This window comes from Nevskia soli (genome assembly GCF_903970205.1).
Taxonomy (GTDB): domain Bacteria; phylum Acidobacteriota; class Terriglobia; order Bryobacterales; family Bryobacteraceae; genus Bog-113.
In genome coordinates, this window is the sequence record NZ_CAJCHS010000119.1 from 1 (window position 1) to 3,060 (window position 3,060).

2 protein-coding genes are annotated in these 3,060 nt (G+C 60.8%); both read left to right on the forward strand.

The annotated features are described in order from the left end of the window. Nucleotides 1-1,806, forward strand: a 1,806-nt coding sequence (locus H1Y01_RS05345; protein WP_180539250.1) for a glycoside hydrolase family 31 protein, incomplete at its 5' end; no start/stop codon positions are given. Further along, complete coding sequence (locus H1Y01_RS05350; protein WP_180539251.1) at nucleotides 1,803-3,017, forward strand: ATP-grasp domain-containing protein; 1,215 nt, start codon at nucleotides 1,803-1,805, stop codon at nucleotides 3,015-3,017. The genes H1Y01_RS05345 and H1Y01_RS05350, both read left to right, overlap by 4 nt. Nucleotides 3,018-3,060: the final 43 nt, after the last annotated feature.

Genomic DNA, 3,060 nt, shown 5'->3' on the forward strand with positions numbered 1-3,060 from the left:
ACCGAGATCGCCATCCCCATGCTGCTCTCTACGAATGGCTACGGAATCTTCTGGAACAACACCTCCGTTTCGAAGGTCAACAACCGCTTCATCCATTACCTCTACATCAGCTCCGCCGTCGCGGACACCATCGATTACTACTTCTTCTACGGCCCGGATTTCGATCGCATCGTCGCCGATTACCGCGAGCTAACCGGCGCCGCTCCCATGTTCGGTAAGTGGGCCTACGGCTACTGGCAGTCCAAGAACAAGTACAAGACCGAAGACGAAGTGCTAGCCATCGCGAAAGGCTACCGCGACCGCCGCATCCCGATCGATAACATCGTGCAGGACTGGTTCTGGTGGACGCACACCGGCGAATTCGTCTTCAACAATAACTATCCCGATCCCAGGAAGATGGTCGAGGATCTGCACCAGGAGCATTTCCATCTGATGATCTCGGTCTGGCCGTTCTTCGATCCCGGCACCCAGACTTACGCCGACATGGACCGTCGCGGCTTCTTCATCGACCGCACCAAGACCGAAAGCTTCCACCCCAAAGCAACCGCGCTCTACGACGCCTTCAACCCCGCGGCGCGCAAATACTACTGGAGCCTGATCGATAACGCGCTGTTCAAGATCGGCGCGGACGCCTGGTGGATGGACACGACCGAGCCCGAAACAGAGGGCGTCGAAGAGAACGTGCTGCTCAGTAACAAAGTCGGCGGAATGAATGGCGCGCGCGTGGCCAACCTGTTTCCGTTCGAGACAACGTCCGGCGTCTACCAGGGCCAACGCGCCGAGTCAAGTGACAAGCGCGTGTTCATCCTCTCGCGCTCGGCTTACGCGGGCATCCAGCGCAACGGCGTGACCGCGTGGTCGGGCGACGTACTCTCCGATTGGGAAACTTACAAGCGTCAAATCCCGGCCGGCCTGAACTTCGAACTCTCGGGAGTTCCCTACTGGACTTCCGATGTCGGCGGCTTCTTCATGGGCCGTCCGCGCGACCCCGGATACCGCGAATTGTTCGTCCGCTGGTTCCAGTTCGGCACGTTCTGCCCCATCTTCCGCGTCCACGGAACGCGCACGCCGGATGAGAACGAGCTGTGGTCCTACGGTCCGGAGGCCGAGAAAATCCTGGTCAATTTCGACAAGCTGCGCTATCGCCTGATGCCGTATATCTACTCGACGGCATGGCGCGTCACGCATGAAAGCTACACGCCGATGCGCCCGCTGGTCATGGATTTCGCCGCCGATCCCCGCACCTGGAACATCGGGGATGAGTTTCTGTTCGGCCCCTCGATCCTTGTGAACCCGGTCACGGAACAAGGCGCGGCCACACGTCATCTCTACTTGCCTGCGGGCACGAAATGGGTCGACTTCTGGACCGGCGCGACCCTGGACGGCGGCCATGCAATCGATGCTCCCGCGCCTCTTGACCGCATTCCGATCTATCTGCGCGCCGGTTCCATCGTGCCGATGGGCGAAGATGTCGAGTACGCCGCGGAGAAGCCGGACGGTCCTCTCGAAGTGCGCATCTATCCCGGCGCGGACGCCGATTTCAACTGGTACGAAGACGAAGGTGACAATTACAATTACGAAAAAGGCGCGTATGCGACCGTGAACCTTCACTGGAACGACGCTCAGCACGAGTTGACGATCGGCGACCGCAAAGGCAGCTATGCCGGCATGCCGCAGCTTCGCGCCCTGCATCTGGTGGTGGTGCGTGAAGGCCGCGGCAGTGGTCCCGAGCCCGTGTCGCAAGCCGATCAGCAGGTTACCTATTCGGGAAAGCAGATCACCTTACGCATGAGCGCGCCGCAATGAGTTCCGAGCCCTTTACGATACTTTGTTTCGCCAGCTACGAGAAAGGCCACGACTTCATGCGGCAAGCCAAGCGCGACGGCTGCCGCGTCTTCCTGCTCACTTCGCTGAGCCTGAAAGAGAAAGCGCGCTGGCCGGTCGAGAGCATCGACGAGATCTTCTACATGCCGGACGACGATCACGCGTGGAACCGCGGGGACACGCTGAAGTCCGTCGCTTATCTCGCGCGTGAACGGCGCATCGATCGCATCGTCCCGCTCGACGAATTCGATCAGGAAATCGGCGCGGCGATTCGCGCTCACCTGCTGCTCGCGGGCATGGACGAAACCACCATGCGCGGCTTTCGCGACAAGCTATCGATGCGCCGGATTGCGGAGAAAGCAGGCGTTCGTGTGCCGCCCTATATCGGCATCCTGAACTATTCCGCGCTGCACGATTTCACCGAACGCGTCCCGCCGCCGTGGGTGTTGAAGCCGCGCCTGATGGCCGGAGCGATCGGCATCAAGAAGATCGAATCCGCCGACGCACTGTGGTCCGCCGTTCACTCGCTGGAAGACCAGCAGTCTTACTATTTGCTTGAAAAGTATCTGCCCGGCAACGTCTGTCATGTGGATTCGATCCTGTGGGATGGCGAAATCCTGTTCCGGATCGCCAGCGCTTATGGCCGGCCGCCGATGGATGTTTCGCACGGCGGCGGCGTCTTCACCACTTCGGTTTTGCCGCGCGGCGGCGAGTTGGAACAGGCGCTGCTGAAAATGAACGGCAAAGTACTCGCGGCGATGAGTCATGCGACGGGCGTGAGCCACACCGAGTTCATCGTCAGCCGCGACGATGGCGAAATCTATTTCCTCGAAACCGCGGCGCGCGTCGGCGGCGCGCATATCGGCGATCTGGTGGAAGCCGCTTCCGGACTGAACCTTTGGGCGGAATGGGCCCGGGTGGAACAGAGCACGCGCGAGTCGCCCTATAAGCTGCCGCCCGTTAAAGCCGGCTACGCCGCGCTAATCGTCTCGCTGGCGCGCGAAGAGAAGCCGGACTTATCGGCTTACAACGAGCCCGAAGTCGTGTGGCGCATGGACGAACCGCATCATGCGGGCCTGATCGTCGCCTCGACCGACCACGACCGCGTAGCCGCGCTGCGCGATCAGTACGTTGAGCGCATCGGCAGGGACTTCGGTGCCGTCCTGCCGCCCAAAACGAAACCGACAAGCTAGCGAGGTTTGCCGAGCCACACTGACCCGAAACCACGCGAAACCA